Raw genomic sequence first — 24,740 nt, forward strand, 5'->3', positions numbered from 1 at the left:
TTACGACTCCGGCTCCAACACCTCGGTACCCACCATCGGCACCAGAGCCTCGGGCACCCGCACACTTCCGTCGGGCTGCTGGTGGTTCTCCAGGATCGACACCAGCCACCGGGTAGTGCCCAGAGTGCCATTGAGCGTGGCCGCGATCTGGGGCTTGCCGTCGTCGCCTCGGTAGCGAGTCGCCAGCCGCCGCGCCTGGAATGTTGTGCAGTTCGATGTCGACGTCAACTCCCGGTAGGTCCCCTGGGTCGGTAGCCACGCCTCACAATCGAACTTGCGGGCGGCTGACGAACCGAGATCACCCGCGGCCACGTCGATTACCCGGTAGGGCACCTCGATGAGGGCCAACATCTGGCGCTGCCATCCCAGCAGTCGTTCATGCTCGGCCTCGGCATCGTCTGGTGGGCAGTAGACGAATCCCTCCACCTTGTCGAATTGATGCACTCGGATGATGCCGCGGGTGTCCTTGCCGTAGCTACCGGCCTCGCGGCGGAAACACGACGACCAGCCCACGTAGCGCAATGGGCCCGCTGACAGATCCAGGATCTCGTCGGCGTGGTAGCCGGCCAGTGGCACTTCGGAGGTGCCGACGAGGTAGAGGTCATCGGCTTGGACCCGATACACCTCGTCGGCGTGGGAGCCCAGAAATCCGGTCCCCGCCATCACCTCCGGGCGCACCAGCACCGGCGGGATCATCGGGATAAAGCCATTGTCGACGGCCAGCCGCAGCGCCAGCTGCAGTAGACCCAATTGCAGCAAAGCCCCCCGCCCGGTAAGGAAGTAGAACCGCGAGCCGGACACCTTGGCGCCGCGTCCCATGTCGATGAGGCCCAAAGACTCGCCGAGCTCGAGATGGTCCTTGGGTTTTTCCATCGTGGCGGGCTCGCCGACGACATCGAGAACGGCAAAGTCATCTTCCCCACCGGCCGGCACCGGCGCCAGAACGACGTTCGAGATCGCCATGTGGGCCGCGGTCAAGGTCGCCTCGGTCTCCGACTGGCTGGCTTCGGCAGCTTTGACCTGCTCGGCGAGTTCCTTGGCGCGCCCCAACAGCGCCGGGCGCTCGTCGGGCGACGCGGCACCGACGTTCTTGCTGGCGGTTTTCAATTCTGCACGCAGCGAATCGGCAGCCGAAATCGCCGCCCGGCGCTTCGCGTCGGCCGCGAGCAGGGCGTCCACCAGGGCTGGATCTTCTCCCCGACTCCGCTGGGAGCGGCGCACGGCGTCGGGATTGTCGCGGAGCAGCTTGAGGTCGATCACGGCCGCAAGACTACTTTCGACGCCGAGTGGCAGTGACATCAGCTGACCGAGCTACCCCGACAAGACAAGACAATCCCGCGAGGCTCCACATGCAACATTGGTCACATGGCTCGGCCGGCCCTGTCAGAATGGACCGGATGGTCGACGCCGACGACAACGACAACGACAACCCGGACACCCCGGACACCGCGGACAACCCGCACACCGTGCCTCCCGGCGAACCCGCCGGCGAGTCGGTTCGCCTGTGGACTGCGGAGGCGGATGAACCGTCGGCTGGGTCCGGGTGGCCACGCGCCTTGCAGGCAACAGCCACTCGGCGGGTACTTCTGCTCACCGCTCTGGGCGCCTTGCTGATCGCTGGACTGGCGACCGCGATTCCCACCGTTGGCACCGCACCCGGGCGGTTGACCGGCTACATCGAGGGCAACCCCGTGCCCAGCACCGGCGCCAAGAGCAACGCCGCCTTCAACCACGCCACCGGCGGTGACTGCCTGATGTGGCCGGACGGAGCGTTGGAGTCCGCCACGATTGTCGCGTGTCCCGAAGACCACCGGTTCGAAGTCGCCGAGTCCATCGATATGCGGACCTTCCCCGGCATGGAGTACGGGCCCGACGCTGCTCCCCCGTCACCCGCCCGTATCCAGCAGATTAGCCAGGAGCAATGCGAAGCCGCTGTGCGCCGCTACCTAGGCACCAAGTTCGATCCCAATAGCAAGTTCACGATCAGCATGCTGTGGTCGGGAGATCGAGCGTGGCGGCACGCCGGCGAGCGCCGCATGCTGTGCGGTTTGCAACTGCCCGGGCCGAACAACCAGCAGGTTGTCTTCCAGGGCAAAGTCGCCGACCTCGATCAGTCGAAGGTCTGGCCGGCTGGCACGTGCCTGGGCATCGACTCGACCACGAACCAACCGACCGACATACCGGTCGACTGCGCTGCGCCGCACGCGATGGAAGTCACCGGCACCATCAACCTAGCCGCGAGGTTTCCCAACGAGCTGCCCGACGAGACCGAGCAGGACGACTACATCAAGGACGTGTGCACCAAGCTGACCGAGGCCTATCTCGCTCCCACCAAGTTGCGTACCACCACATTGACGCTGATCTATCCCACGCTGTCGCTACCCAGTTGGTCGGCGGGTAGTCGTGAGGTCGCATGCAGCATCGGCGCCACCCTGGGAAACGGGGGCTGGGCCACGTTGGTCAACAGCGCCAGGGGCGCGCTGCTGATCAATGGTCAACCCCCGATACCGCCGCCCGACATTCCCGAGGAACGGCTCAACCCGCCGCCGATTCAGCTTCAGCTACCCACCCGCCAGCCCAGCGCGCCGGCGCAGACGGCGCCCAGCCGGCCGCGCAATCAGCACCTACCCCAGCAGCAACCCGCGAACACACCAGCCCAGGCACCGCCACCGGCGCCCCCGGTAGTGCCGGAGAACCAGCCGCCCGTCGCCGGTGGCGAGGCGCCACCCCTGCCCCCGCCACCGGAGCCACCCCTGCCCCCACCTCTGGCACCGCCACCCGCACCCGCCGAACCCGCACCGCCGGGCTAGCCGGGTGCCAGTCCCGATGGACCGGCAACGGTTCGACGAAGTGGTCTCCGAAGCGCTTGACCTCATACCACCCGAACTAGCGGCTGCGATGGACAACGTCGTGGTGCTGGTCGCCGACCGCCATCCGCAAGACGGCGACCTGCTCGGACTGTACGAGGGAGTGGCGTTGACCGAACGGGACTCCGACTACTCCGGGTCATTGCCCGACGCGATCACGATCTATCGCGACCCGTTGCTGGAAACGTGCGATTCCACCGAAGAGGTTGTCGACCAGGTCGCCATTACCGTGATCCATGAAGTCGCCCACCATTTCGGCATCGACGATGACCGCTTGGACCAGTTGGGTTGGGCGTGAGCAGCCCAGCTGGGCGCGTCATCCCTGATTAATCCGCATCCGGTGCTATGAACGGCTCATGAGCACGAGCTGCCGCTACTGCCAAGCAGGCTTGGATCACTGCCACGGCACCATCATTCGTCACGTGGAAGGCCCGGCGCAGGGGCGAATGGAATGCACCGAACGAGACTGCGTCAGTCCCGAGCTGTTAGCGCACACATTCGCCGTGGACTGCGATGCTCTGGGCTGCGGATGCGCTGAACGGGACCCAGAATGCGAGGCCCGCCAGTCACCCCATCGGATCGGTGCTTGACATCGCCTCATCGCCGGCCGGAGCACCGCCCCGATCGGGACCAAACGGCGGTGTCAGAGCTCCCCACCGCACACAACTCCACCGCCCGTCGGTGGTCGGCGCCAATTCCACCGACTCCGCGTTGTCCAAATGGTTGTCCACAACAAAGGTGCGGTCCACGCCGGCCAGTACCGCGGAGGCCAGCCGGATCGCCGCACCATGGCTTACCACGATGATGTCGCCGTCCCATTCGTCATCGTCGAGATAGCGCATCCGCAAGTCGGTGAGTACCGGCAGATAGCGATCCAAGACGTCGGTGCCGGTTTCGCCGCCGGGTAGTGGTACATCCAGCTCGCCACCATGCCATCGGTTGTAGATGGCGTTGAATTCGGCGACGGCCTCGTCGTCGTTGCGCTTTTCCAAGTGCCCCACCTGCACCTCGTGAATGCCGGCGAACTCGTGTGCCACCACGTCGAGCTCCGCTGCGATCACCGCGGCGGTCTGCGACGCCCGGGTGGCTATCGAATGCGCAAGCAGGGCCGGCCGGCCGCAACGGCTGCGGGCGAAAGCCCGGGCCTGATCTCGTCCTAACGACGTGAGTGCCGCTCCCGGTGGAACTGTGTCCAACCTGCGCTCAACGTTGCTGTAGGACTGGCCATGCCGCAGCAGCACCAAACTCCCGCTCACTAGCTACACTCCCCCGGCCGAACATTCTGGACCAGCTCTGGTTTGCCTGCCCGCACGGACGCCAGCCAGTTGGCCGCCTCGTCCGGCTGCCACGGCACGAGCTCGTCCGAGCCGGCGACCGGCCCGGTCGGCCAGGAACCCAGGTATCGCACATCAACACAACGACGGCGCAGCGCCTTGAGTGCCTCGGCGACGCCATCGTCATCGATGTGGCCTACGCAGTCCACGAAGAACATATAGGTACCCAACTCGGTGCGGGTGGGCCGCGACTCGATCCGGGTGAGGTCGATGCCCCGAAGCGAGAATTCGGCCAGCATGGTCACCAGGGCACCAGGTTGGTTTTCGATCCGCAGCACCACCGACGTGCGATCAGCTCCGGTGCGAGGCGGCGGCGGCCCGGGCCGGCCGGCCAGCACGAAGCGGGTGCGAGCGTTCGCCTCATCGACGACCCCGTCTGCCAACCGCGCCAATCCCCAGCGAGTTGCGGCCAGCGACGATGTCACCGCGGCGTCGACCTCGCCTTCGGCCACCTGGCGCGCTGCGTCGGCATTGGAATAGGCCGGTCGAAGCTCGGCATTGGGCAGGTGCGCCGCGAGCCACTGCCGCACTTGCGCGGCCGCCACCGGGAAGGCCGCCACCGTCCGCACTCGGGTTCCGCTCGCGCCGGTTTGCGGCCCAGTCTCGAAGTCGGGTCTGACGACGATGCTGAACGTCACCTCGAGCGTTGTCTCGGCGAACACTTGCAACGGCGATCCGACGGCGAGGCTGTCCAGCGTCGGCATTACCGAGCCATCGATCGAGTTCTCGATCGGCACGCAGGCATAGTCGGCGGCACCGTCGCGCACTGCCGCCAGTGCGGCTGGCGTGCTCTCGACCGACAGCAATTTCGGGGCGCCAGGACCGCTCTCCGGGATGCGGCCCGCGGCGGTGAGCCCAGCCAGCGCCGCTTCGGTGAATGTCCCCTCCGGACCGAGGTAAGCGATGCGGGCCACGCTGACAACACTAACGGCGGACACGCGGCTATCACCTCTTGCCACATCCCCCCAACCTAGTTAAGTTAGGCTTGCCTAATTCGAGGAGGCCTTGTCTATGCCCCACCTGACCAGTCCGGCGCCGACGACTGCCGAACGTATTCGCAGCGCATGTGCGCGGGCCGGCGGCGCCCTCCTGGCCGTCGAGGGCGACGACCCGGTAGCCGTACCCGTACACCACCTATTGTCCGACGGATCCTTTGCCGTGGCGGTTCCGCTCGACCGCGTCAGCACCGCCAGTCACGGGATGGCCGGATCACAAGCGCTCCTCGAGCTCACCGACTACGCACCGCTGCCGGTGCGCGAACCCGTCCGCTCGCTGGTGTGGGTGCGCGGCGTGCTTCATTCGATCCCACCGAGCGAACTGACGGAAACGCTCGATGCGATCGCGACGGAGAATCCGAATCCGGCGCTGCTGCAAGTCGAGACCCCCAGATCCACGCCGACCAACGACGACGAGACCCGGTACACCTTGCTGCGACTCGACATCGCTTCCGTAGTGGTGACCGACTCGACCGGCGCGGAGCCCGTGCCGGCTGCCGATCTGCTCGCGGCCCGCCCGGACCCGTTCTGTGACGTCGAAGCAACCTTGCTGTGGCACTTGACGACCGCTCACAACGACATCGTCGCGCGGCTCGTATCCAGGCTGCCGGCATCGCTGCGACGAGGACAGGTCCACCCCCTTGGCCTCGACCGCTACGGGTTGAGGTTCCGCGTCGAAGGCAACGACGGCGACCACGACGTCCGGCTGCCTTTTCACAAGCCCGTCGATGACATGATCGCCCTACGCCAGGCGATCCGGGTGCTGATGGGTTGCCCATTCCTCAACGGCCTTCGCGCCCGACGTTAAGCAGCCCGACAGCACGCCGCGGCGTCGCAGGCGCACCAGCCAACTCGGCGTGGTGCACCAGAACGCCGAGCCGCGTAGGTTGTCCGGGTGCACGGCGATCGATCATCGGGACCGCCCGGCCCTCGAAAGCCCCGCGGAACTCTGCCAGGCACGCGACCGTCGCACGAGCCCTCGCCGGTGATTCGTCGCGACACAGGACCCCCGCACCCAGCAATCGAGCAGACCGCACCACTGGAGCGCAGCCCGTCGCCCCCCACTCCCGAGGTCACCTCGCGCCAGCGCCATGCCCCGGCGCCGCCGAGGCGACCTGCGCCGTCGACTGGATCGCCACCGCCGCGCCCGCGTACCCGCACAGCGCGTCGTAAGCGCTCTAAACGGCGCTGGGGCCGACGCGTGGCGTTCAGCATCCTGGTTGTACTGCTGCTGGCCGGCACCGGAATCATCGGGGTGGCGGGGTGGCTCGATACCTCGTTGCACCGCGAGCCGATACTCACCGACTATCCCGGTCGACCTGGACCGGGCCGCGGCACGAACTGGTTGCTCGTCGGTTCGGATAGTCGCCAAGGCCTCACCGACGACCAGCAGCAACGCCTGGCCACGGGCGGCGACACCGGTGCCGGGCGCACCGACACCATCTTGTTGGTCCACGTACCGGGCTTCACCTCGGACACCCCGACCACGTTGGTGTCGATACCGCGCGACTCGTATGTACCAATCCCGGGCCATGGCCGGGACAAGGTCAACGCCGCGTTCGCATTGGGCGGACCCCAATTGCTAACCCGCACGATCGAACAAACCACCGGGCTGCGCCTCGACCATTACGCCGAGATCGGCTTCGGCGGATTCGCTGTTGTGGTTGACGCGCTCGGCGGGGTCACCGTGTGTCCGGACGCACCGATCACCGACCCGTTGGCCGGCGTCGACCTGCCGAGCGGCTGCCAGCGGCTCGATGGCCGCAATGCGCTGGGCTACGTGAGGACTCGAGCCACGCCGCGCGCCGATCTCGACCGGATGGTCAACCAGCGCGAGTTCATGTCAGCACTGTTGCACCGCGCAGCGAGCCCCGCTGTGTGGCTCTCTCCGTGGCGGTGGTATTCGGTGTCGCGTGCGGCGGCCCACGCTCTCAACGTTGACCAGAATGACCATGTTTGGGATCTCGCCCTCCTCGGCTGGGCGCTGCATGGCTCAACGACCACGATGACCGTCCCTATCGGTGAGTTCGCCTATAGCGATGCCGGCGCGGTCGTGGTGTGGAACCACGAGGCCGCCGGCGAGTTGTTCGACGCGCTCGCCGCCGATGCGCCGGTACCGAGCGGGTCACTCACTGACCGGCCCTAAAGCCACTGAATCGGCCCCCGAACCCACACCGAAACCACACCGAACCCCGACCGGCCCCAGCTTCGAATACATCAACACCGCTATGAATAACGCTCCGGCTTACAACATAGGCTCGCTTTAGTTAGGCAACCCTGGCCTCTATACAAATGGCTTCCGGAGCCAACAAAATCACTTAGGAAAACCTTTCCTGACTAAGCGATACCTTCGTTGCAGTCGGCGTCCTACCTGCGATAACCTGCCGTTATGAGCGATTACGACGGACCCAAGACCAAATTTCACGGACTTCTGCAAGATCAGATCTACAACGAATTCACGGCCGCACAACAGTACATAGCGATCGCCGTTTATTTCGATGGCGAAGACCTGCCGCAATTGGCAAAACACTTTTATAGCCAAGCCGTCGAAGAACGAAATCACGCGATGATGTTGGTGCAATACCTGCTCGACCGCGATGTCCACGTCGAAATCCCTGGAGCGGGCGCGGTGCGCAACCGATTCGACCAACCCCGTGACGCGTTGGCGCTCGCGCTGGAGCAGGAACGCGCAGTCACCGACCAGGTCAGCCAGCTAGCTGGGGTGGCCCGCGACGAGAGCGACTTCCTTGGCGAGCAGTTCGTGCAGTGGTTCCTCAGTGAACAGGTAGAAGAGGTGGCGCTGATGACTACCTTGCTGCGGGTCGCCGAGCGAGCTGGGGCTAACCTGTTCGAGCTCGAGAACTTCGTTGCTCGCGAGGTGGGTCCGGCACCGGCCGGAGCGGGAGCGCCCCAAGCTGCCGGTGGCCGCCTATAGACCGCATCGCGCCGGTCTATCCACTGCTATCGCCAGCGCGCCCATTCTCTAACCACGCTTTCGTGCGGGCGGGGTGATGGGTGGCCATCCAGGCCACCCCTACCTTGCGACAGAAGTCAATATCCGCGTACTCGTCGACATTCCAGCAGTAGACAGCTCGCCCCTGAGCGGCGGCGCGGTCGACGAGTTGCGGATATTCCTTCAACGCCTGCAGCGATGGCCCCACGGCGGTGGCTCCAACGGCCGTGGCCGCGCCGCTACCCAAGTAGCGGGCAGTCTTGCCGAGCAGCACCGTCGGCAACAGCGGTGCGGAACGCCGGATCCGCCACACCGCCGCCGCCGAGAATGACATCACCACCGCACGCGACAGGTCCGCCGAGGCCGGCGCTGCGATTCCGAATCGATGAAGCAGTGCCAGCAACTTGCTTTCCACAAGCGCCCCGTACCTGACGGGGTGCTTGGTCTCGACGAAGATCTTCACCGGCCGCTGCCAGTCGAGAACCAGCGACACGAGCGCATCCAGGGTTAGCAGACCGGTGTCGCCGTGCGTTCCGTCCGCGCGCCAGCTATCGTGCCAGGCGCCGTACTCAAACTCACGGAGCTGAGCCAGGGTCATCGTGCTCACCGGACCATCCCCGGTAGATGTGCGGTCCAGGCGACGGTCGTGAACACAAACGAGATGCCCGTCGCGGGTCAGCCGGACATCGCATTCGACGCCGTCGGCCCCTTCTTTGAGTGCCAGGTCGTAGGCGGCCAGGGTGTGCTCGGGCCGCGATGCCGAGGCACCGCGGTGGGCAACCACATGGGGGTGGCGCGCGAGCACCTCGTCCGCCGCCGTCATACGACTATGCTGCCGGTTTCTGCCCATCCAGCTCAACTGCCATTTCAGCGGCGGGTCCGGCCGCAGGTTCCGACTCCACCATCATCCAGCGATGCGCCGGCCTTTCCACGGGTTTGCGCTCGAAGCCCTCGAAAACGCGCGCTACGGCAGCCACGGCCATTGCCGCACCCAGATACCCCAGCACCATCATGACGGTGTTGTTGGCGATCCCCTGTGCGTCCGAGACCCCGCTGGTGGCGATCGCAAAGATCGATACCGCGCTGCTCAACACCCACACGCCCCACCACAACATGATCGGCTTGCGCAACCGAGCATAGTTCTGTTCAACGAGCGCCAATTCGATAACGTACACCGGCGCCCACAGCAGATTTACCAGGGGCAAGAGACAGCCGGCCCACAACGACCGGGCCGAACGCGGTTCGGGTAGACCTCGATGCCTAAACGCCGCAGCCCGCCGGGCGATCAGCCACCGGACAAGCAGAATCACACTGATGCCCACCGCCACCATCGCGCCCAAACTCACCAGCACACCCAACAACACCGAGCCCGTGGCGACTGCCGAGTTCAACAATGTGTTGCGGTTGATGACCAGCAGCACATAGCGAACCACAAAGACCAGTGCCGCGACGCCGAGCACCAGCGTGCTGACGAACATCGCGGTACGCACTGCCGCGGCAGACGGCCCAACGGGCGGCGGCGCCTCGAAACGAACTGGGACCTCGTCAACACGGTCTAACAGACCCCACCGGGGTATTGCGGCGTAGCGCGGCGTCGGCCCGCGCGACCGTTGCCCGGGCCGGCGCGGCGGAGCAGCGCCGGGGCGCACCGCGATCCATCGAAAGCCCGGCGGCAACCGTGGCATGGTGCGCCGCACACCGGACGCCATCGACGACTGCTGGCCCGTGGGCGTACGCCAAAGAGGATCCGGCCGTGGCGCCTCTGCCAGCGGCGGCAGCAACGCGCCGCGACAGCGCGGACACCACGTTCGTTGCCGCTCGCGGACATTCCACCGCGTGCTGCACACGGAGCACACCTGGATCACCGGACCAGCCTAATGGGATCGCATCGCGATCGCGTTAAGCGGTTGCTCCCGTGTTTGCGATCGGCAACGGAGTGTGAGGTGAAACGCGCCGCCCGAGGGGAAGGGTTGCGGCGATCCGCGAAGGTCTGCCGCAGGACGCAGCTACTTGTGAGTATCCACAATTTCCACAGCTTTATCCACAAGAGCGGGACGAGACCACGAGCGGTGAAGGGGCCTTGAAGGCGCTTCTATCGGCCAGCAAGAGCCATAACTGTGGATAACAGCGCGCCGACATGGCCGTTCAATGGACAGCCTGAGCGAAATGGATTGCCACGCTAAGCACTGGTTCCGGTCGGGGCAATCCGCCACCCTTCGACCCGGCCGGCTCCGGCCATGATCGGTGAATTCGCAGCTCAGTGGCCCGCCGGGGCCGTTTTCGGGGCAGCGCTTTCGCTGCCGTGCCGACGTAAATTTTCCAAGCCGTTATCAGAGAGCTATGATCGCGAGCAGAACATCTCCTTGTGACTCACGTCACGCTGTGGGTGAAGGTGCAGGTGAAAGGCGTTTCATGGCGGCAACTTCGTTCAGTCCAGGGTCGACGACACCGTCGAGCACGTGCTCTGGCTCGCCAGCGTGGAACCATGCCTATGCCGTCGCCGCACTACGGGCCAGCCTGATCGCTCTGGCGTTGCTGGCGGTTCTCGCGGTCATCGTTTGGTATTGAATCCCCAACAACGGCGCCTTTTGCGGTTGAGGACCTATGCGTTCTTGCGGCGTGAGCCGTGATGGAGCAAAGTTGGCTAAGCCAGGCCGCCACCGCGGCGAGACCCTGCAGCCCGCACATCAGACGACCACGTCATCAACGGAAGGAATGCCGTGGCTGAATACAGCCTGCCCGACTTGGATTGGGACTACGGAGCGCTCGAACCGCATATCTCCGGTCAGATCAACGAGCTTCACCACAGTAAGCACCACGCGACCTATGTCAACGGCGCCAATGCTGCGGTCGCCAAGCTCGAAGACGCCCGCGCCAAAGACGACCACTCGGCAATCTTGCTGAACGAGAAGAATTTGGCGTTCAATCTGAGTGGTCACGTCAACCACACCATTTGGTGGAAGAACCTATCGCCCAACGGTGGTGACAAACCAACCGGCGAGCTCGCGGCAGCCATCGACGATGCATTCGGATCGTTCGACAAATTCCGCGCTCAGTTCCACGCAGCCGCCACCACGGTCCAGGGGTCGGGATGGGCTGCGCTGGGCTGGGACACCCTCGGCGACAAACTGCTCATATTTCAGGTGTACGACCACCAGACCAACTTTCCGCTCGGGATCGTTCCGCTGCTGCTGCTCGACATGTGGGAGCATGCGTTCTACCTGCAGTACAAGAACGTCAAGGTCGACTTCGCGAAAGCGTTCTGGAATGTCGTGAACTGGGCGGATGTGCAGACCAGGTATGCGGCCGCGACCTCGAAGACAAAGGGCCTGATATTCGGCTGACTCCCCCGCTGGGTTCGTCACAGCCCGTTGAGGGCGCATAATTGGCGCGGCCAACCGTAGCCGTGTCGAGTTGCACTGCGGCCGATCCACGCGCATGCTGCTTCTAATCGAGTTGCCAGTGTGGTTATTTGGATGGAGGCGTCGCGGAGGGCGAGATGGCAGACGGCTCAGGTCAGCCAATAGGGGTTGCCCCCTTCCACTCTCGTGGCGCGCTCAAAGGGTTTGTGATCTCCGGGCGCTGGCCTGATTCGACGAAGGAGTGGGCCCAGCTGCTGATGATTGCTGTCCGGGTAGCGTCCCTGCCCGGATTGCTCTCCACCACGACGGTGTTCGGTGCCCGCGAGGAGCTGCCCGACGATCCCGAGCCCGGAACCGTGGGATTGGTCCTGGCCGAAGGCACCGTCTTTGGCGAATCAGCAATCCAGCCAGGGTATTTCGCCGATCATCAGCCCCCCGCATTGCTGATGCTGCATCCCCCCTCGGAAACAATGCCGTCGTTGCCCGAATGCACGGGCGCGGCATCGGGTTGTGTGCTTCTGCCGGGATTGCCGTACCTGGGTTTGGAGCACCGGGCGGCCTGGGTGGAGGCTGAATCCGACGGCACCATCACCTCGATGGTCAGCCGTGTCGGCGTCGACCCGATCAGCCATCCCGATACGGCAGTTTTGGCGATGCTGCTTGCCGCATAAGGAAATTCGAACCAATTAGTTTGGGGGGCGAATCGAAGAATTCGGGCGCCCGAATTTCGCCCGCAACCTGGCGCACGCTGAATCGGGCCGCTAACCTTGGGGCCGTTAGCGAAGGGGAGTAGCCCCGAATCGTCGAGTCGACATACTGGCAACGAGCCCGGCCGGCGAACCGTCTAATCAGGCGGTGGGCGAGACCTTCGACCGATGTTCGATGACCGAATGGTCGTCGACCGCGTGTCGAAAGGTCGCGCACTATGCTCACTGCCACACTGGTTAGTCTCGGCGTGGTTTTCCTCGCCGAGCTCGGCGACAGGTCCCAGCTCATCGCGATGGCATACGCGCTGCGCTATCGCTGGTGGATAGTGCTGACGGGAGTTGCCATCGCCGCTTGCACGGCGCATGGGGTGTCGGTAGCGATCGGACACTTCCTCGGCGCCACGGTGCCCACTCGTCCAATGGCACTTGCGTCCGGGTTTGCGTTCCTGATCTTTGCCGTGTGGACCTGGCGGGAAAGCGCAACCGGCGAAGACAGCGAAGACCAGGGTATCTCAACCCCGACCGCATCTCGGTTCGCGTTACTCACCGTGGTTTCCCCGTTCTTGCTGGCCGAGCTCGGCGATAAGACGACAGTGGCGACAGTGAGTCTGGCCAGTGATCACAACTGGTTGGGTGTGTGGATTGGCACCACCCTGGGCATGATTCTCGCCGACGGCGCAGCGATCGGCGTCGGAATGCTGCTGCACCAACGGCTTCCGAAACGTCTGCTGCAGATCGTGGCCAGCCTGCTGTTTCTGCTGTTCGGCTTGTGGATGCTGCTCGACGGCGCGCTGGGCTGGCGCCCCGTTGCCGTCGGCGTTGTCGCCACCGTGGTGCTGACCGCGGTCGCGGCGGGGACGGCGCAAACTCTTCGGCGGCGAGGTGCGACGCCGGTAATCGCCGAGAGGTCCAAGCAGGAAGCCTGACCCAGCCCGGCGGCACCCCCGTCTCCGGACCACGCGCGGCGGCCCACCGAGACGCCCCGAGCGGCTCCGACCTAGGGCTCCGAAGATGCCCGGGCGGCGGTTCGCGCCAGCTCACCGGCGGCAGACAGCAAAGGATTGCCACACCGAGCCGCCGCAATGATCTGGTTGCCCGTAGTCCAGCGTGCGCGCCCCACCAAGCCTGGCTGGCCTCTTCGTTGGCCCTGCAAGCGACGGCCCGACACGCGCGTGCTGACGCCGCATTCTGCGGATAACCTGTGAAATCCGTTCGGTTTGTGGACACCTCCCGGAATCAGTTGGACGCTCGTCAGGGGCGTCCCGGGCCATCGCACCACGGGCCGGCACCCAATCTGCTCAGGTTTGCACTTGGTTGTGGACACAACTCTCGCTACCATGAGCAGCAAATAAACAAGATAATCGTTCGTTCTCAAAGTCCGGTGGAGGTCATATCGATGAGCACGACGTTCGCTGCCCGCCTGAACCGCCTGTTTGACACGGTATATCCACCCGGACGGGGGCCTCACACCTCCGCGGAGGTGATCGCGGCGCTTAAGGCAGAGGGCATCACGATGTCGGCTCCGTACCTATCACAGCTACGCTCGGGCAACCGCACGAACCCGTCGTCAGCCACCATGGCCGCGCTCGCCAACTTCTTCCGTATCAAGGCGGCTTACTTCACCGACGACGAATACTACGAAAAGCTCGACAAGGAATTGCAATGGCTGGCCGCGATGCAGGAAGACGGCGTGCGCCGGATCGCAACGCGTGCCCACGGGCTGTCGAGCCAGGCGCAGCAGGAGATCGCCGAGCGGATCGACGAGCTGCGCCGCGCGGAGCGTCTCGACGCGTGAGACGGGTTGGTAGGCCCAACCGGACCTGATGGGCTGTTGACGTCCCGTTCGGATTAGGGTTGGCCCTGCGATCGCGCAACGCAACGCGCTCGTCGACGAGATACCGGGAGGCAGCCGGGAATGGGCCTGTTCCGCAAGCGAAAGAGCCGCGCGACCCGCCGCGCCGAAGCCCGCGCGATGAGATCCCGCGCCAGGCTAGAGGCCCGCCTGTCGGCCAAGAATGAGGCGCGTCGCATCAAAGCGGCACGACAGGCCGAGGAGAATGCCCTCAAGGCGCAGCTCAAGGCCCAGCGCGACAGCGACCGGGCGGCACTGAAAACCGCCGAAACCGAACTCAAGGCAGCGCGTGAAGGCAGGTTGCTTTCACCGACGCGAATCCGCAGGACGCTGACGGTGTCTCGGCTGCTCGCCCCGATTCTGACACCCGTAATTTACCGAGCAGCGATGGCTGCTCGCGGTGCGATCGATCAGCGGCGCGCAGATCAGCTCGGAATTCCGCTGGCTCAGCTCGGCCAGTTTTCCGGGCATGGCGCCCGGCTATCGGCGCGGGTTTCCGGGGCAGAGCAATCGCTGCGGATGGTCTCAGACAAGAAGCCGAAAGACGCCGAGACCAAGGCCTTTGTCTCGGCTATTACCGACCGGCTCACCGATCTGTCGGCGGCCATCGCTGCGGCAGAGAATATGCCTGCGCAGCAGCGCCGCGCGGCCCATTCGGCGATCTCGACGCAACTCGACGGCATCGAGGCGGACCTGATGGCCCGCCTCGGCTTGACCTGAACCCGGATCACGCTGGAGAAGGGGATGCACCGGACATGACCCCGCACGACAGGTGGATGTTGCGCATCCTGACCACGGTCGCCTTGGCCGGACTGTATCTGGGTTCCGCCGCGGCTACCGCGTCGGCTTCCGTGCTTGGCCATGGCGGCGCCGATGGCGACGGGGACATCCCCGTTTGGCCATTTGCACTCGGAGCCATCGCGGCGGTCGCCGTGGGTGCACTATGGGCACTGCGACGCGGACCCTAGCCGGGATCCAGTCGCCCTGACTAGCCGACGACCCCAGCCGACGAACCAACAGGTCCTGGCATGATGGGACCCGACCATTTCGCGACCGAGCGAGCGACGAGCAAGCTGCAAAGGAGCGGCCGCATGGCAGACCCGCAGGATCAACCCGACAGCGAACCCGACGGCGCATCGAATCCGCCGGCCAAGAAGCAGCCTGTCAAGAAGCAGCCTGTCAAGAAGGCCGCAAAAGCACCCGCCAAGAAGGCAGCCGCGAAGAAGTCGCCAGCCAAGAAAGCAGCCGCGAAGAAGACTCCGGCAAAAAAGCCTCCGGCCAAGAAGACACCCACCAAGAGCTCGCAAACGTCGCCACCTAAGAAGACCGGAGAACCCGTCGACCCGCAGCAGCGGATCGAAACCAACGGTCAGCTTGCTGCCGGCGCTAAAGATGTCGCAGCACAAGCGAAGTCGATCATTGATCGCGCCAATGACCCGCTGCCGCAAGGCGAGTCGACGGAGCCAGTGAGTCATTCGCCAGTGCCCCTGGTTGTGGCTGTCGCGCTGAGCCTGTTGGCGATTCTGCTGATCCGGCAGCTGCGACGCCGTTGAACGCGCAGGCACCACATTGACCATGTCATTCCGGCCAACCGCCGACCTCGTCGACGATATTGGGCCTGACGTACGCAGCTGTGACCTTCAGTTCAGGCAGTTTGGCGGTCGATGCGAGTTCGCCGGACCGATCAGCACCGTGCGGTGTTTCCAGGACAATGCACTGCTGAAATCGATCCTCGCGCAGCCAGGTGCGGGCGGGGTATTGGTGATCGACGGTGCTGGGTCGCTACACGCGGCGCTGGTCGGCGACGTCATCGCGGAGTTGGCCCGTTCCAACGGTTGGGCCGGGCTCATCATCCACGGCGCGGTGCGCGACGCGGCGGCGCTGCGTCGTCTCGACATCGGCATCAAGGCGCTGGGCACCAATCCCCGAAAGAGCACCAAGACCGGCGCCGGTGAGCGCGACGTCGAGATCGCCTTGGGTGGGGTGACGTTTGTACCCGGCGAGAGCGCCTACTGCGACGATGACGGCATCGTCGTCGTAGCCCCGGCTAGTCTCTAAACGGCGACGGGGGCAGGTTTTCTTGCGAACCGCAGACCCTCGTCCGCGACCCTGCCACGCCGGATGAGGCGGATGTCGCGCAGATAGTTCTGGTTCAGTCGCCACGGTGTGCGCGATCCCTGTTTGGGTAGACCATCCAGAGCGCGGAGCACATAACCGGGAGTGAACTCCATGAACGGGCGCTCGTCGACATCGGCACCCGGGTGTTCGACCACGACTGTGTCAAAAGCGTTGTCGTCCATGTAATTCAACAGACGGCAGACGAACTCCGACACGAGGTCGGCCTTCAGCGTCCACGAGGCATTGGTATAGCCAACCGTGTACGCCATGTTGGGGATCCCGGACAGCATCATGCCCTTGTAGGCCATGGTCTTGGTCAAGTCCACCGGTTGTCCGTCGACGGTAGCCGTTGCTCCGCCGAAGAGCTGCAGGTTCAAACCCGTCGCGGTGACGATGATGTCAGCGGGCAATTCACGGCCGGAGTTGAGTCGGATGCCGGTGGCCGTGAACCGATCAATCGTGTCTGTCACCACCTCGACCTTCCCGTGGCGGATCGCCCGGAACAGATCGCCGTTGGGGACCAGGCACAGCCGCTGCTCCCACGGGTTGTAGTGCGGTCCGAAGTGCTTGCGCACGTCGTAGCCCTCGGGTAGCTGGCGTTGGGCTGCGCCCATGAACATCTTCCGCATCCGGCGCGGCCACTTCTGGCAGGCCCCGTAGACCGCCGACTGCTGCAGAACGTTCTTCCACCGAACCGCGGTATAGGCCATATTCTCCGGCAGCCAGCGGTTGAGCTTCTCGGCGATCGCGTCCCGGTCAGGCTGAGAGACGATGTAGGTCGGCGACCGCTGCAGCATCGTGACGTGCTGTGCACCCGAATTCGCCAGCGCGGGAACGAGAGTGACAGCCGTTGCGCCACTGCCGATCACGACGATGTTCTTGCCTTCGTAGTCGAGGTCCTCGGGCCAGTGCTGGGGATGAATGATCGGGCCGGTGAAGTCCTCCGAGCCGGCGAACGCAGGCGCATATCCCTGCTCGTAGTTGTAGTAGCCGCTGCACAACAACAGGAACTCGCAGGTGAGCTCACTTTGCGTGCCGTTGCTCTCGATCTGCACCGTCCAGCGGTTTTCCGCACTTGACCAATCGGCGCTGAGAACTTTGTGGTTGAAGCGAATGTGCTTGTCGATGCCATACATGGCCGCGGTGCCCTTGACGTAGTCGAGGATCGGCCCGCCATCGGCGATGGCTTGGCGATCGGTCCAGGGACGAAACCGAAAGCCCAGGGTGTACATGTCGGAGTCGGAGCGAATCCCGGGGTAGCGAAACAAATCCCACGTACCGCCCATGGCTTCGCGCTTTTCCAGGATTGCGTAGCGCTTGGACGGGCAGCGGTCCTGCAGGTGCCAGGCCGCACTAACCCCCGAAATACCCGCGCCCACGACGATCACATCAAGGTGCTCAGTCATGGAGCCACGCTATCAACACTGTGTTGACTTCGTCAACGAGGTGTCGAAACTGTCGACAGGGAGTAAGCTACCCACGATGACCACCTCCGCCGCCAGTCACACGTCGCTACACAGGAGTCGGCGCACCCCGCGTCCATCCGGCGACGAGCGGGAACTGGCGATACTGACCACCGCGGAAAACCTCCTCGCCGACCGTCCGCTGGCCGATATCTCGGTCGACGACCTCGCGAAGGGTGCGGGGATCTCCCGTCCAACGTTCTACTTCTATTTTTCGTCCAAGGAAGCGGTGCTGTTGACCCTGCTCGACAGGGTGGTCAACGAGGCCGACGCCGCACTGCAAACGCTCGCCGAGAATCCGGAAGGCGCCGACCAGGAAACCATGTGGCGCGACGGCATCAATGTGTTCTTCGAGACGTTCGGGGCGCACAAGGCGGTGACCCGGGCCTGTCAGGCCGTCAGGGCAACCAGTGCCGAGGTGTCCGACCTGTGGTCGACGTTCATGCAGAAGTGGATCAGTTACACGGCCACCGTCATCGACGCCGAACGAGAGCGCGGTGCCGCGCCCCCCACGCTGCCCAGCCACGAGCTGGCCACGGCGCTCAATCAGATGAATGAACGCACACTGTTCGCCTCGTTCGCCTCCGAGCAGCCTTCTGTTCCGGAGGGGCGGGTGCTCGACACGCTCGTGCACATCTGGGTCACCAGCATCTACGGCGAGGCCGCTGGCTCTCGCTGACACCCGCTTGTCGGAGCTGCGTGGGAACATCGGTTCGTGCAGCGCGAGGCGTCCATCCTGCACGCGGACCTGGATTCGTTCTATGCGTCCGTCGAACAGCGCGACGACCCGACGCTGCGAGGCCGGCCAGTGATTGTCGGCGGCGGTGTAGTGCTGGCGGCCAGCTACGAAGCCAAGGCCTACGGTGTGCGTACTGCGATGGGCGGGGCGCAGGCACGGCGCCTGTGCCCACGTGCTGTGGTGGTCTCGCCCCGCATGAGCGCCTACGTGCAAGCTAGCGACGCTGTGTTCGAGGTCTTTCGCAATTGCACTCCGCTGGTGGAGCCGGTCTCGATCGACGAGGCATTTCTCGACGTCGGAGGGCTGAGTCGGGTGTCTGGCACCCCCGCCCAGATCGGGGCGCAACTGCGTGCCGACGTGCGTGGCCACGTCGACCTGCCCATCACCGTCGGAATCGCCAGAACGAAATTCCTTGCGAAGGTCGCCAGCCAGGAAGCCAAGCCCGATGGATTGCTTCTGGTCCCGCCCGAGGCGGAACTGGCCTTTCTGCATCCGCTGCCGGTGCGTCGCCTGTGGGGCGTCGGCGCAGTGACAGCCGACAAGCTGCAGGAACACGGTATCCGCACTGTCGCCGACATCGCCGTGCTCAGCGAATCGACGCTGGGCTCGCTGGTCGGCGCCGCAATGGGAAAGCGGCTGCATGCACTGGCCCACAACATCGATCGCCGCCGGGTAAGCGGCGGGGCGCGGCGCCGCTCGGTGGGCGCTCAGCGAGCGCTGGGACGAGCGGGCAACGCGATGTCGGCGGCAGAGATCGACAGGGTGGTGGTTACTCTGATCGATCGAATCACAGCCAGGATGCGCAAGGCCGGCCAGACGGGTCGAACGGTGGTGCTGCGGCTGCGCTTCGACGACTTCACCCGGGCAACCAGGTCACGCACGCTGTCTTCGGCGACTTCCTCGACGCAGCCGGTTCTTGCCGCCGCCCGGGAGTTGGTCGCAATGGCCGCACCTGCAATCGACGAGCGGGGACTGACACTGGTCGGTTTCGCGGTGTCGGGTATTGACCGCTCCGGAGCGCAGCAACTGATGTTGCCGTTCGACCAGGCCAGGGAAGCGACCCCGGACGCCCTTGACTCAGCCATTGACTCAGCCATCGACCGGGTCCGCCGCCGCTATGGCAATTCTGCGCTCACTCGGGCGGTGTTGATCGGCCGTGACGACGATCGAGGGATGCCCCCCGCACCTACGGATGACTAACACCTCTGACAGCACTGCTTGTGACAGTCATCGATGAACCCCGGAAACCGGAACTCCAAGCGCCACATCGATCGATTGGGCGGAACCAGCACCGGGGCACCGGCATCCCCCGGGACAGCAGCGACAGGCAACCCAAATCCAGTCGGTAAGGTTTAGGTGTCGCAGCGATCAGGCGCGGGCTCCATCGCTGGCGGCTGCTGGCCCGCCCGTACGCGTGGGACGTATCGGTGAGAGCTGGGTGCCGCATCCGGCTTGTCCATCCCGCCGAAACTGCCTAGGAGGGACCCGTGGCTGAGCCAACCTACCGCGCTATGGAGATCATGGCTCAGACATTCTTCCTGGCCACGAGGACCCGCATCACCTACCTCGGCGAGGAAAACATTCCCGATGATGGCGGGGCGGTGGTCGCCATCAACCACACAAGCTATGTCGACTGGTTGGCCGCCGGATTGGCCGCACGGCGGCGGCACCGTCGATTGCGATACCTGGTCAAAGCCGAGCTGCAAAAGGTGAAGCTGATCAACTTCGCGATCAAGCGCACCAAAACCATTCCGGTCGATCGCAGTGCTGGGGCCGACGCCTACGCAATAGCGGTGCAGCGACTACGCGAAGGGGAACTCGTCGGGGTCTATCCGGAAGCCACGATCAGTCGCAGCTTCGAACTCAAAGAGTTCAAGTCTGGGGCGGTGCGAATGGCCGCCGAAGCAGGTGTCCCCATCATCCCGGTCATTGTCTGGGGCACTCAGCGGATCTGGACCAAGGGCCATCCCAAGAATCTCGTTCGCAATCGGGTGCCGGTGACCGTAATGGCGGGTGCGCCCCTGGATAGCACCCATGACGTCATCGCTGCTGATGCCGCCCTGCGAGAGTCGATGACCACGCTGCTGCACGAGACACAGCGGGACTATTCACACCCGGCCGGCCAGTATTGGGTGCCCCGCCGTCTCGGTGGCACGGCACCGACCGTGGAGGAAGCGGCTCGGATGGACGCCGAGGAGGCTGCGGCTAGAGCGCTGAGCAGAACCACGCGGCGGTAACCAAGCCGACGGCACCACCTGACACGCGCGCTCCGCCTACGCACGAATCGATTCCGACGATCGGCGCGAACCGAATGATCAAGCGGCTACGGGTGTATCGACCTGAGTGGTGAACGCCAGCCACCAATCCCTAGGCGTCTGGGCCTCGCCGCCACGCGCGACGCGAGCACGGCCGATGCCGTCGGCCATGTCGCGCACGATGTCGAGCGGCCACACTGCGGGTTCCGTCTCGGGTGCGAAAGTTCTTGAACCCGAATACTTTTGCTACCTTGTGCTGCTCGGGCAGCGTCTTGGGAGACCAGCGCCCCAACCAAAACGCTCACACCACCATCGCCGGCCTCGCCGCCAATACCAGTGCTATTCGCCGCCAGTGCTAGTCCCGGCGAAGCCGTGGAAGCCGTTTCAGCCGCTCCCCCCGTCGCCACCATCGTCACCCGCGACGCCGTCCTTGCCTGTTTCTATTGGGGTGACCCCTACCGTAGTGGCCCACACCTTATGCAACTTTCTTGGCCCGCCGGTAACCATCAGCGGTGGTGTCGAATTGGCGGTCCGTCGCCCAGACACGGCGCGGGATGCCCGCAGGGCTGGAAAAGATCACCCCACTCGGGCGCACCCTGTGGCACCGCCGCCACGACATCTCGACCGTTTTCGACCACCACACCTCCGACCAACCAACGGAGGCCACCAACGGGCAGCAGTAGTGGCGACTCCCGCGAAAAAGTAATCGGGCTGGCCGGACTCCCCCGGGGTTCACGCCAACGGCACGTTCAAGGTCGTCGATCCAATCGGTGGAGTCAGATCAGGCTGCACCTTTCGGGTTGCCGCGCATCGATCACGATGCTGGCAGGGCTATGCCCAAAAACATTGAGACGCAGCGATTCCGCATGTCGACGGCACAATTCAGCTCCGCCGGGCTGTCCCGGCCCCTTTACCCGCCTGCAGCCCAGTTCAGCAGAGTGTCAGTGGGCCACGTGTTGATGACGCGGTCGACGGGCACGCCTGCGTCCAGCGCGCGCTGCGCCCCGTAGCCGAGGAAGTCAAGCTGGCCGGGAGCGTGCGCGTCGGTATCGATGCTGAAGACGCAGCCGATGTCCAGGGCCAAGTTCAGCAATCTTGTTGGCGGGTCGCGACGCTCGGGACGCGAATTGATCTCCACCGCGGTGCCGTGGTCACGACAGGCGGTGAACACCGCCTCGGCGTCAAACGTCGACTCCGCTCGGATCCCGCGGCCACCGGAGACCAGCCGGCCCGTGCAGTGGCCCAGCACATCGGCATGTTCGTTCGAGACAGCGCGCACCATTCGTCGGGTCATCGAGGCCGAATCCATCGATAGCTTCGAGTGCACACTGGCCACCACAATGTCGAGACGGTCTAGCAGTTCGGGTTCCTGATCCAGGCTGCCGTCGTCGAGAATGTCAACCTCGATTCCGGTGAGCAGCCGCATCGGCGCGAATTTCTCGCGCAGCCCATCGATCACGTCGAGCTGTTTGCGCAACCGTTCCGCCGACAGACCGTTGGCGATCGTTAGCCGCGGGGAGTGGTCGGTTAACGCGCAGTACTCATGACCCAACGCGGCCGCGGTGGCCATCATCTCTTCGATTGGGGCTGAGCCGTCCGACCAGTTCGAATGCAGGTGGAGGTCGCCCCGCAGTGCGGCGCGCACCTCGCCTCCCCCGAGATCTTCAGCAGCGGAGCGTAATTCGGCGAGCACGTCCGGCACGCGTCCAGACCAGGCCTGTGCGATGACCTTGGCGGTTTTGGGTCCAATTCCGGGCAGCGACTGCCAGTTGTTGGCTTGACCGTGTCGCTGCCTCGCGGCGTCGTCGAGGCCCTCGACAACGTCAGCGGCCTTGCGATACGCCATCACGCGTCTGGGATCGTGGCGGCTGCGGTCCTTGTAGTAGGCGATCTGCCGTAACGCGGTCACCGGATCCATGGCTGCTGGCCTACAACAGTTGGCCGACGATGAATCCGGCGAAAATCACCGAGAAACCGCCAATCTCGCCAATGATGAGCAAGACCATCGCCAGCTCTAGTGCGCGCGTGGGATGTTCGAACTGGTTGACGGTGTCACGCCGAGCCCCGTGGAACATATAGCCCGCGATAGCGGCGACGAAAAAGAACACCACCACCATTGCCGCCAACAGGTTCACCCACACCGGCCATGCACTGAGGTGAACGAAGACCGCGATCAGCAGTGTCGCGAAGGCGTACAACAGCGCTGCACGATGTGCGATGTCGACGTAGGGGTGCGCACGGTGCTCATCGCTCGTCATGATCTGCCGGTACTTCCACACCCCGAGACCAAGCGCCAGCAGAAAGATCACTCCGGCGGCCAGCAGGGTGATTTTCGCATCTAATCCGATTGAGCAGCCCATCGTTGCTTGAAGTCTAGTTTCGCCATCCGGCGAGGTCGGGTGGTGGGGGTTCGGCGGCGGTCAGGATGTGGTTGCCGGCTTGGATGGTGACGGTGCGGTAGCGGCGGGCCGCGTGGTTGCCACCCAGGCATCCTGCGAGCCGCCGGCTAGTGCACAAATCCGCACCGGCACAGAACCGAACGCGCAGGTCACAGCCCGACATGTGCACTCGCCGACGGCGAAAAGAGTCGGGCTTCCGTGGCGTCCGGGCATGCTCACGTGGTTGACGCCGTCGATCACACCGCCGCCGTGGGGGCAGGTTATGCGGGCGGAATCGCCCCATTGCAGCCGCCTGGCGGTGGCGTGCCCGCGAAAATTCCGTCGCCGCTGAGGCAGTCGGTGAAAAAGCGTATGCCGGTGTTTTGGGTTATCCCCTGGCGCCAAAACGACCCGTCAGGGTATTTCACGCCGTCGCAGTTGATCCAGCCGCCTGAAGCGGTGACACCACCGATACCTTGGGAATCAGTTCGACCTCCGGGGCAGAAGCCCCTCACCAGGTCCGGCATGTGTGGGTCTGGCGGAGCGGCGGAGGCAACTCCGGTGGTGAACAGCAACGCCGCAGCACAACCTACTAACGCGGCGCCAACGTAAGTACGCTTCACTTTCATTCCACTCCTTTACACATGGAATCAATGCCGTCGATTCCACGTCAGAACGTGTACGCGCCCTCGTATCTAATCCGATTGAGCGGCCCATCGTTGTCTGAAGTCTAGTTTCGCCATCCGGGCAGGCCTACCGTCGAGGTCATGCGATTTGCGTTCAAGACTTCACCCCAAAACACGACCTGGCCCCAGATGCTGGCAGTCTGGCAGCAAGCAGACGACATCGACGTCTTTGAGTCCGGATGGACGTTCGACCACTTCTATCCGATTCTCACCGACACTACCGGCCCGTGCTTAGAGGGTTGGACGACATTGACCGCCCTGGCACAAGCCACCACGCGGTTACGTGTGGGGACACTCGTCACCGGTATTCACTACCGCCATCCGGCGGTACTGGCCAACATGGCCGCCGCGGTCGACATCATTTCCAACGGCCGGCTCGAACTCGGGATCGGCGCCGGATGGAACGAACAGGAATCCGGCGACTACGGCATCGCATTGGGCAGCATCAAGCAGCGCTTCGACCGATTCGAAGAGGCGTGCCAAGTGCTCATCAGCCTGCTCAGCAAGGAGACCACCGACTACTCCGGCACGTACTACCAGCTCAGCGGTGCCCGCAACGAGCCGAAGGGCCCCCAGCGCCCACACCCTCCGATATGTATCGGCGGCAGCGGAGAGAAGCGGACGCTTCGGATTACCGCGCGCTACGCCCAGCACTGGAATTTCGTCGGCGGCACGCCGGAGGAATTTGCCCGCAAGCGCGGCGTGCTCGCAGCGCATTGCACCGACATCGGGCGTGACCCCAAAGAGATCACCCTCTCGGCCCACCTATGGCTATCACCCGAACGCAACTACCGACAAGTCCTCGACAACGCGGCAGGGCTGGCGGCCGAAGGCCTGGACTTGGGCATCGTCTACATCGCCCCGCCGCACGACCCCGCCGTGCTGGAGCCGCTGGCCGAGGCGATCCGGGAATCGGGGTTACTTTCCGATTCCGCCGGTAGCTAGAGAGGTCCGCCGTGGTTCGAAGTCGGCGCTCCAGAGGGCGCTTAGGCTCATTCTCGACCAGATAACAACTCGATAAAGCTGAGCAA

General features: G+C 64.5%; 26 protein-coding genes and 1 pseudogene. 19 read left to right on the forward strand and 8 right to left on the reverse strand.

The features are described 5' to 3' along the window. Positions 1–1,260, reverse strand: coding sequence for a serine--tRNA ligase (gene serS, locus F6B93_RS22075; RefSeq protein WP_211696983.1), 1,260 nt, complete (start codon positions 1,258–1,260; stop codon positions 1–3). 128 nt (positions 1,261–1,388) lie between these two features. On the opposite strand from serS, the gene F6B93_RS22080 reads away from it, so the two are divergent. The 3 genes and pseudogenes from F6B93_RS22080 to F6B93_RS23290 all read left to right on the forward strand — a co-directional run bounded on the left by F6B93_RS22080 (position 1,389) and on the right by F6B93_RS23290 (position 3,457). Further along, on the forward strand, positions 1,389–2,810 hold the full coding sequence (locus F6B93_RS22080; RefSeq protein ID WP_425518483.1) for a septum formation family protein: 1,422 nt from the start codon (positions 1,389–1,391) through the stop codon (positions 2,808–2,810). Between the two features lie 4 nt (positions 2,811–2,814). Beyond that, positions 2,815–3,197: pseudogene (locus tag F6B93_RS22085) on the forward strand (metallopeptidase family protein). A 26-nt stretch (positions 3,198–3,223) separates the two neighbouring features. Beyond that, entirely contained in the window at positions 3,224–3,457 is a 234-nt protein-coding gene (locus F6B93_RS23290; RefSeq protein WP_246540916.1) for a hypothetical protein, read from the forward strand. On the opposite strand, the gene F6B93_RS22090 is transcribed toward F6B93_RS23290, so the two are convergent. Together F6B93_RS22090 and pheA are read right to left on the reverse strand one after the other, a co-directional pair. After that, positions 3,434–4,123: a histidine phosphatase family protein gene (locus F6B93_RS22090; RefSeq protein WP_211696986.1), complete on the reverse strand. Its 690-nt coding sequence runs from the start codon at positions 4,121–4,123 to the stop codon at positions 3,434–3,436. The two genes, F6B93_RS23290 and F6B93_RS22090, sit on opposite strands and share 24 nt — an antisense overlap. Then, positions 4,123–5,115 carry a prephenate dehydratase gene (pheA, locus tag F6B93_RS22095; protein WP_211699667.1) on the reverse strand — a complete coding sequence of 331 codons (993 nt, stop codon included), beginning with the start codon at positions 5,113–5,115 and terminating at the stop codon, positions 4,123–4,125. The genes F6B93_RS22090 and pheA overlap by 1 nt, the downstream gene beginning before the upstream one ends. A 97-nt stretch (positions 5,116–5,212) precedes the next feature. On the opposite strand from pheA, the gene F6B93_RS22100 reads away from it, so the two are divergent. The 3 genes from F6B93_RS22100 to F6B93_RS22110 all read left to right on the forward strand — a co-directional run bounded on the left by F6B93_RS22100 (position 5,213) and on the right by F6B93_RS22110 (position 8,131). Continuing rightward, complete coding sequence (locus F6B93_RS22100; protein WP_211696987.1) at positions 5,213–6,004, forward strand: DUF2470 domain-containing protein; 792 nt, start codon at positions 5,213–5,215, stop codon at positions 6,002–6,004. A gap of 87 nt (positions 6,005–6,091) precedes the next feature. Then, a complete protein-coding gene (locus F6B93_RS22105; protein WP_211696988.1) occupies positions 6,092–7,342 on the forward strand; it encodes an LCP family protein in 1,251 nt (416 codons plus the stop codon). 243 nt (positions 7,343–7,585) lie between these two features. Beyond that, a complete protein-coding gene (locus F6B93_RS22110; RefSeq protein ID WP_211696989.1) occupies positions 7,586–8,131 on the forward strand; it encodes a ferritin in 546 nt (181 codons plus the stop codon). Between the two features lie 16 nt (positions 8,132–8,147). Here F6B93_RS22110 and F6B93_RS22115 read toward each other — a convergent pair whose 3' ends face one another. Both F6B93_RS22115 and F6B93_RS22120 read right to left on the reverse strand, forming a co-directional pair. Next, positions 8,148–8,972, reverse strand: coding sequence for a glycerophosphodiester phosphodiesterase (locus tag F6B93_RS22115; RefSeq protein ID WP_211696990.1), 825 nt, complete (start codon positions 8,970–8,972; stop codon positions 8,148–8,150). A 4-nt stretch (positions 8,973–8,976) separates the two neighbouring features. Continuing rightward, a complete protein-coding gene (locus tag F6B93_RS22120) occupies positions 8,977–10,014 on the reverse strand; it encodes a DUF4328 domain-containing protein (protein WP_211696991.1) in 1,038 nt (345 codons plus the stop codon). A gap of 855 nt (positions 10,015–10,869) precedes the next feature. On the opposite strand from F6B93_RS22120, the gene F6B93_RS22125 reads away from it, so the two are divergent. The 8 genes from F6B93_RS22125 (at position 10,870) to rraA (ending at position 16,128) form a co-directional block, all read left to right on the forward strand. Beyond that, positions 10,870–11,493, forward strand: coding sequence for a superoxide dismutase (locus F6B93_RS22125; protein ID WP_211696992.1), 624 nt, complete (start codon positions 10,870–10,872; stop codon positions 11,491–11,493). 155 nt (positions 11,494–11,648) lie between these two features. After that, positions 11,649–12,182 carry a peptidase gene (locus tag F6B93_RS22130; RefSeq protein ID WP_211696993.1) on the forward strand — a complete coding sequence of 178 codons (534 nt, stop codon included), beginning with the start codon at positions 11,649–11,651 and terminating at the stop codon, positions 12,180–12,182. 254 nt (positions 12,183–12,436) lie between these two features. After that, positions 12,437–13,144: a TMEM165/GDT1 family protein gene (locus F6B93_RS22135; RefSeq protein WP_211696994.1), complete on the forward strand. Its 708-nt coding sequence runs from the start codon at positions 12,437–12,439 to the stop codon at positions 13,142–13,144. Positions 13,145–13,614: 470 nt separating this feature from the next. Next, positions 13,615–14,013 carry a transcriptional regulator gene (locus F6B93_RS22140; protein WP_211696995.1) on the forward strand — a complete coding sequence of 133 codons (399 nt, stop codon included), beginning with the start codon at positions 13,615–13,617 and terminating at the stop codon, positions 14,011–14,013. Positions 14,014–14,133: 120 nt separating this feature from the next. Continuing rightward, on the forward strand, positions 14,134–14,790 hold the full coding sequence (locus F6B93_RS22145; protein ID WP_211696996.1) for a DUF6474 family protein: 657 nt from the start codon (positions 14,134–14,136) through the stop codon (positions 14,788–14,790). Positions 14,791–14,825: 35 nt separating this feature from the next. Next, complete coding sequence (locus F6B93_RS22150; protein ID WP_211696997.1) at positions 14,826–15,038, forward strand: hypothetical protein; 213 nt, start codon at positions 14,826–14,828, stop codon at positions 15,036–15,038. Between the two features lie 123 nt (positions 15,039–15,161). Beyond that, positions 15,162–15,623 carry an Rv3852 family protein gene (locus tag F6B93_RS22155; RefSeq protein ID WP_211696998.1) on the forward strand — a complete coding sequence of 154 codons (462 nt, stop codon included), beginning with the start codon at positions 15,162–15,164 and terminating at the stop codon, positions 15,621–15,623. Positions 15,624–15,639: 16 nt separating this feature from the next. After that, entirely contained in the window at positions 15,640–16,128 is a 489-nt protein-coding gene (gene rraA / locus F6B93_RS22160; protein ID WP_211696999.1) for a ribonuclease E activity regulator RraA, read from the forward strand. On the opposite strand, the gene F6B93_RS22165 is transcribed toward rraA, so the two are convergent. Next, a complete protein-coding gene (locus F6B93_RS22165; RefSeq protein ID WP_211697000.1) occupies positions 16,125–17,594 on the reverse strand; it encodes a flavin-containing monooxygenase in 1,470 nt (489 codons plus the stop codon). The two genes, rraA and F6B93_RS22165, sit on opposite strands and share 4 nt — an antisense overlap. Before the next feature lie 76 nt (positions 17,595–17,670). On the opposite strand from F6B93_RS22165, the gene F6B93_RS22170 reads away from it, so the two are divergent. The 4 genes from F6B93_RS22170 (at position 17,671) to F6B93_RS23295 (ending at position 21,328) form a co-directional block, all read left to right on the forward strand. Beyond that, the gene (locus tag F6B93_RS22170; protein WP_211697001.1) at positions 17,671–18,330 is read left to right on the forward strand and encodes a TetR/AcrR family transcriptional regulator; all 660 of its coding nucleotides are present in this window, start codon (positions 17,671–17,673) and stop codon (positions 18,328–18,330) included. A gap of 36 nt (positions 18,331–18,366) precedes the next feature. Next, a complete protein-coding gene (gene dinB / locus F6B93_RS22175) occupies positions 18,367–19,590 on the forward strand; it encodes a DNA polymerase IV (protein ID WP_211697002.1) in 1,224 nt (407 codons plus the stop codon). Positions 19,591–19,877: 287 nt separating this feature from the next. Further along, complete coding sequence (locus F6B93_RS22180) at positions 19,878–20,627, forward strand: lysophospholipid acyltransferase family protein (RefSeq protein WP_211697003.1); 750 nt, start codon at positions 19,878–19,880, stop codon at positions 20,625–20,627. 572 nt (positions 20,628–21,199) lie between these two features. After that, positions 21,200–21,328 carry a transposase gene (locus F6B93_RS23295; protein WP_246540917.1) on the forward strand — a complete coding sequence of 43 codons (129 nt, stop codon included), beginning with the start codon at positions 21,200–21,202 and terminating at the stop codon, positions 21,326–21,328. 227 nt (positions 21,329–21,555) lie between these two features. Here the strand turns inward: F6B93_RS23295 and F6B93_RS22185 are convergent, their stop codons facing one another. Beyond that, positions 21,556–22,563, reverse strand: coding sequence for a PHP domain-containing protein (locus F6B93_RS22185; RefSeq protein WP_211697004.1), 1,008 nt, complete (start codon positions 22,561–22,563; stop codon positions 21,556–21,558). 10 nt (positions 22,564–22,573) lie between these two features. Further along, complete coding sequence (locus tag F6B93_RS22190) at positions 22,574–23,005, reverse strand: hypothetical protein (protein WP_211697005.1); 432 nt, start codon at positions 23,003–23,005, stop codon at positions 22,574–22,576. A 785-nt stretch (positions 23,006–23,790) separates the two neighbouring features. Between F6B93_RS22190 and F6B93_RS22195 the strand changes: the two genes are divergently transcribed. After that, positions 23,791–24,654, forward strand: coding sequence for an LLM class F420-dependent oxidoreductase (locus tag F6B93_RS22195; protein WP_211697006.1), 864 nt, complete (start codon positions 23,791–23,793; stop codon positions 24,652–24,654). Positions 24,655–24,740: the final 86 nt, after the last annotated feature.

The sequence above is a fragment of the Mycobacterium spongiae genome (genome assembly GCF_018278905.1).
Taxonomy (GTDB): domain Bacteria; phylum Actinomycetota; class Actinomycetes; order Mycobacteriales; family Mycobacteriaceae; genus Mycobacterium; species Mycobacterium spongiae.

What these genes read in the sequence shown, in the direction of transcription:
- F6B93_RS22080 (WP_425518483.1), top strand. Translation starts at nt 1,389, where the DNA reads ATGGACCGGATGGTCGACGCCGACGACAACGACAACGACAACCCGGAC.
- F6B93_RS23290 (WP_246540916.1), top strand. Translation starts at nt 3,224, where the DNA reads ATGAGCACGAGCTGCCGCTACTGCCAAGCAGGCTTGGATCACTGCCAC.
- F6B93_RS22100 (WP_211696987.1), top strand. Translation starts at nt 5,213, where the DNA reads ATGCCCCACCTGACCAGTCCGGCGCCGACGACTGCCGAACGTATTCGC.
- F6B93_RS22110 (WP_211696989.1), top strand. Translation starts at nt 7,586, where the DNA reads ATGAGCGATTACGACGGACCCAAGACCAAATTTCACGGACTTCTGCAA.
- F6B93_RS22115 (WP_211696990.1), bottom strand. Translation starts at nt 8,972, where the DNA reads ATGACGGCGGCGGACGAGGTGCTCGCGCGCCACCCCCATGTGGTTGCC.
- F6B93_RS22130 (WP_211696993.1), top strand. Translation starts at nt 11,649, where the DNA reads ATGGCAGACGGCTCAGGTCAGCCAATAGGGGTTGCCCCCTTCCACTCT.
- F6B93_RS22135 (WP_211696994.1), top strand. Translation starts at nt 12,437, where the DNA reads ATGCTCACTGCCACACTGGTTAGTCTCGGCGTGGTTTTCCTCGCCGAG.
- F6B93_RS22140 (WP_211696995.1), top strand. Translation starts at nt 13,615, where the DNA reads ATGAGCACGACGTTCGCTGCCCGCCTGAACCGCCTGTTTGACACGGTA.
- F6B93_RS22145 (WP_211696996.1), top strand. Translation starts at nt 14,134, where the DNA reads ATGGGCCTGTTCCGCAAGCGAAAGAGCCGCGCGACCCGCCGCGCCGAA.
- F6B93_RS22150 (WP_211696997.1), top strand. Translation starts at nt 14,826, where the DNA reads ATGACCCCGCACGACAGGTGGATGTTGCGCATCCTGACCACGGTCGCC.
- F6B93_RS22155 (WP_211696998.1), top strand. Translation starts at nt 15,162, where the DNA reads ATGGCAGACCCGCAGGATCAACCCGACAGCGAACCCGACGGCGCATCG.
- F6B93_RS22165 (WP_211697000.1), bottom strand. Translation starts at nt 17,594, where the DNA reads ATGACTGAGCACCTTGATGTGATCGTCGTGGGCGCGGGTATTTCGGGG.
- F6B93_RS22170 (WP_211697001.1), top strand. Translation starts at nt 17,671, where the DNA reads ATGACCACCTCCGCCGCCAGTCACACGTCGCTACACAGGAGTCGGCGC.
- F6B93_RS23295 (WP_246540917.1), top strand. Translation starts at nt 21,200, where the DNA reads ATGCCCGCAGGGCTGGAAAAGATCACCCCACTCGGGCGCACCCTGTGG.
- F6B93_RS22185 (WP_211697004.1), bottom strand. Translation starts at nt 22,563, where the DNA reads ATGGATCCGGTGACCGCGTTACGGCAGATCGCCTACTACAAGGACCGC.
- F6B93_RS22190 (WP_211697005.1), bottom strand. Translation starts at nt 23,005, where the DNA reads ATGGGCTGCTCAATCGGATTAGATGCGAAAATCACCCTGCTGGCCGCC.
- F6B93_RS22195 (WP_211697006.1), top strand. Translation starts at nt 23,791, where the DNA reads ATGCGATTTGCGTTCAAGACTTCACCCCAAAACACGACCTGGCCCCAG.